At 54.0% G+C, this 4,420-nt stretch carries 2 protein-coding genes; both read left to right on the top strand.

Annotated features, from left to right (window positions below; genetic code table 11):
• Window positions 1–1,471: YPDG domain-containing protein (locus QP802_RS11130; RefSeq protein WP_284818899.1), on the top strand; the 1,471-nt coding region annotated here is incomplete at its 5' end.
• Window positions 1,472–1,949: 478 nt separating this feature from the next.
• Window positions 1,950–4,420, top strand: a 2,471-nt coding sequence (locus tag QP802_RS11125; protein WP_284818897.1) for an Ig domain-containing protein, incomplete at its 3' end; no start/stop codon positions are given.

The following is a 4,420-nucleotide window of genomic DNA, read 5'->3' as shown; positions in this document are numbered from 1 at the left end:
GGATGCAAAGCCTGGTGACAAGATCACGGTTCCGGTTGTTGTGACTTACCCGGATGGCTCCAAGGACACTGTTGATGTCACTGTCACGGTTGAGAAGCCGGATGCGCCGGTGACTCCGGCGGAGAAGGACAACGAGAAGTTCAATCCTGGTTACGAGGATGGTTCTGGTAAGCCTGGCGATGATGTGAAGGTTCCTGCTCCGACGTTTAAGGATAAGGAGGGTAACCCGACCACGGCGCCTGATGGTACGAAGTTCACCCCTGGTGACAAGGTGCCTGAGGGTGTGACTGTCAATGAGGACGGTTCTGTCACCGTTAAGGTTCCTGAGGATGCAAAGCCTGGTGACAAGATCACGGTTCCGGTTGTTGTGACTTACCCGGATGGCTCCAAGGACACTGTTGATGCCACTGTCACGGTTGAGAAGCCAAAGGACACGGAGCCTTCGGATCCGTCGACCGGTCCTGAGAAGCCAAGCGAGGAACCATCTCATGGCAATGACCTGGATTCGTTGAAGCCTGGCTACGACGAGACTCATGTTCAGCCTGGTGCTACGAAGAGTGCTACACCAGCCTTCACCGACAAGGGCGGAAAGAAGGTTACGGACCTCAAGGGCATCAAGGTACAGGACAATCCGGAGGCGAAGGGCTACCCGAAGGCCGAAGGCGCAACTGACTGGAAGTTCACGCCGAAAGATGCGACCGTTACTGGCCAGGCTCCGTCTGTTGAGCAGCTGGTGAAGCAGTTCGACGATCTCTACGGCAAGAAGGGCAACCGTAAGAAGGTTGACTTCAAGAAGTTCGAGGAGGACTTTGGCAAGGTTGCTAAACCGGCTGTGATCTTTGATCTTTCCGACGGCAAGACCACCAAGGAAAATCAGCAGGCACAGTTCGTGCTTGTTGGCCAGGATGGTAAGTCCATTCTGGAGCCGAATGGTGACTTCGATGGTGACGGTGTCACCAACGAAGATGAGGTGAAGAACGGTTGGAATCCGTTCGACAAGTCGGATAACGGCCGTGACACCGGTAAGTGTGTTGCATCCGCTGTTGGCTTCGGTCTGCCGTTGATCGCATTGCTGCCGCTGGGTCTGGCTTCCCAGATTCAGATTCCGGTGCTCAGCGATGTGACTGCTCAGGTGAATGCTCAGCTGCAGGATGTGAACACTCGTATTCAGCAGCAGGCTGGCATCTTCAACCCGGAGATGGCTCGTCAGGTTGAGCAGATTAATGCGCAGCTGCGTACCGTTGGTGCGGATCTGGGTATGGTTGCTGCCGGTATCGTGCTGATTGCTGCTGGCATCTTGGCTGGCACGGTTATTTACGACAACTGCAAGCCTGGTGGACCAAGCTCTTCGGTCAAGGACCTGGAGCTGAAGGGTTCGTCCGGTAAGACGACGAAGCTGTCCTCCAAGGAGGACAAGAACGTATCGACGTCCACTCCGAAAGCACCTGAAACCGATACGCCAAAGGCGTAAAGGGAACGCGATGTAGCCTCCTCCCCCATGCAGGGGGCTACATTTCGTAAATCTGCCCTAAAGCATCGCTAAGAAAATTAAAGTTGTTGCCTATTGCGCTTACTGTAATAGGCAACAACTTTTGCATTTAAACAATTGCCCTTAATTGTTTCGACAATTATTAACATTTGTCTTCTAGCTTAATTGAGCTGGTCCTAATGGAACTATGTCAATTAGTTTCATTTAAAGTGACTGAATTGTATCAATAGAAAAAATCGTGGATACCGAACTGCACTAATCTGACATTTGTAACCATTTCTGGTGGAGGATTAGAAAGGCGCTGTGGAGGTCCTGCATTTTCCATCGGTTGATACAATTTATAGCGAGTGACTAATCGTTGACCTTTGTCTACGTCCACCACCTGCAGTTTTGTGGTTCTATGAGACCTTGGCTGACAGGTAGGTAGTCACATTGATTAGACCATATGGAAGGAATGTTTATGCGAGGCCAATTTAAGGCACGTCGTGGCACGTCGATTGCTGCGGCCGCATTGTCGTTTGCTCTGGTGGCACCACTTGCGCAGCCAGTTGCGTTCGCTCAGGACGTACCAGTTGTAGCGGCTGGCGCTGAGGCGCCTGCAGAAGCAAAGGGCAAGAACCAGCTGGTACCAAACGCTATTTACACCAAGGGCGGATGGCGTGATTACTACGGCTACCACGGCTACGCCTACATCAACAAGAACGGTCGTCCGGACAAACGCGATGACCGTGACGAGCCTTTGAAGGGCAATGTCATCTACCTGCAGTATGTGAACGGGAAGGGCGAGGTTTCCCCGACGTTCTACACGCTGACAGACTCCGAAGGCCGCTTCTCCTTCGACCTGTCTGAGAAGGTCACCAACGAATACGATGCGCCGCGGTTCTACTTGGCTGGCGACGATGATTTCAAGGTTCGTGTCTGGGGCGAGAACCCGGATAAGGACAAGTACTCCGTCGTTATGTCTGGTGATATGCAGTCCGGCCGCTACTCCACGCGCCTTGGTCGCACCCAGGAATCCTGGAACTTTACGGCTGGTCCGTCCGGTTCCCGTATTATTGCTGGACGTTTCGTGCTTGAGGAGAAGCCTGCGCAGGTTGATTGGCTGGCGAAGCCGGAGTCCGAGTGGACGCGTGCACTTGATGGCCAGACTGGCCAGCCGACGGTGGATGGACAGTTCGCGGATTACGGTGATTTTGGTACGATCCACAGTATTGCTGCGCCGAACCAGTCGCAGATTTGGTGGGAGTCCGGTGAGGATGCCGGTTCGCTGCCGGGCTACTACAAGTACCAGCCTGGGCAGGGTGACCGTGCCGCGGGTGGTGTAGAGATTGTTGCCTCGTACCTCAACGATGAGGTCGCGCGTGAGATTGATGCGTGGAAGGATGCGAACAAGGGCTACACCGCTGAGCAAGAGCGTGAGAACCAGGAACGCATCATTAAGGCGTACCAGGCTGAGCATGGTGTAGGTTCGCATATCGCTGAGACGGTAGTGGTGCCGGCGAAGGATGACGGCAAGATTTACCTGCCGTTTAAGGGCACCTATGGTGTCTCGCGCACGCAGGAAAATCAGACCGCGCAGACTTCCAACAAGCTTGAAGAAGGCGACTTCGGCAAGGTTGCTGCAACGTTTGAGACTGAGACTGGTGCTTCTCGGTATGGTGCGTTTTCTGGTGGTGCGATTAACTCGGCGAAGCGTCGTCACATCAACACCGATTACATGTACATCTACCCGAAGATTGAGGGTCGTGACGTCAAGAATTCGGCGTTCCCGATGAACATGTTCCAGAATTACGAAGATCAGGGTGGCATGACTGCGGGCTACAATATGGTTGGTCTACAGTTCCCGTTGATGTCTGCACAGCCGATCTTTGATATTCCGGAGTACAACTCGTATGACAATAAGGGTCGTGCCGGGTCGAAGGTGACCACGAAGACTGCTGGGTTGGTGCCGAATTCGGATTACGCGATCCGTTGGTATGCAACTGGTCCGGACGGTAAGCAGACTGAGATCAAGGATGCGATGTGCATCGCTAAGAGCGATGACAAGGGTGTTATCCCGTCGTGTGATTTCCAGGCGCCTGAGGATCTGAAGGAGACCACGGTCTACACCGCTGCTGTGGTGGATGTGGATCCGGTGTCGAAGAAGGCGTCGGATCGTTGGGAGATTGCGGACTCGTTTACCGCTGTCGTTCCTGAGCCGTTGCCGTTGGGCTCGCGTTACGATGAGTACTCGGCCGATGATGTTGCTTCGCTGTTTGAGAAGCTGCCGGACAACGTCGTTGCGGGTGCTACGCCGAAGTACTCTGCTGACAAGCTGCCTGATGGCCTTGAAATTGACCCCGAGACCGGCAAGATCACTGGTACGCCGACCAAGGCTGGTACCACTGAGGTTATTGTGACCCGCACGGTTGATGTTGAGGTCGAGAAGTGGGTGCCGGAGGTCGATGCTGAGGGTAATCCGGTGTACGAGAATCCGAATGCACCGGAGGATAAGCGCGTCGAGAAGACCACGAAGCAGAAGGTGACGGAGCCTCGTCAGAAGCAGGTCGTGACCAAGATTGTGGTGACGGATACGCCGCTGGTTGATGGTGTTGTTGGTGAAGATTACTCCCAGGATGTCAAACCTGAAGGTTTCGATGCTTTGCCGCAGGGCTTTGAGCTGAAGAAGGATTCCATCACGGTTGACGGTCTTCCGGCTGGTTTGGAGTTTAAGGACGGCAAGATCACTGGTACGCCGACTGCCGAGGTTGAGGCTTCGGAGGAGAAGCCGAACGTGACTGTGAAGTACGTTCTGGTTGATCGTGATGGCAACGGGACCGAGCACACCGACATCGTCCCGCTGGCTGTTGGTGTTAAGACCACGGTTGATGAGTCTGGTAAGAAGCCTGTTGATCCGACTAATGACAAGCAGGACACTGGTGTAAAGGTCAA

This window comes from Corynebacterium sp. UMB10119B (genome assembly GCF_030228125.1).
GTDB classification, from domain to species: Bacteria; Actinomycetota; Actinomycetes; order Mycobacteriales; family Mycobacteriaceae; genus Corynebacterium; species Corynebacterium pseudogenitalium.
Note: the sequence above shows the minus strand (reverse complement) of the source record. Positions and strands in the feature narration are given on the sequence as shown.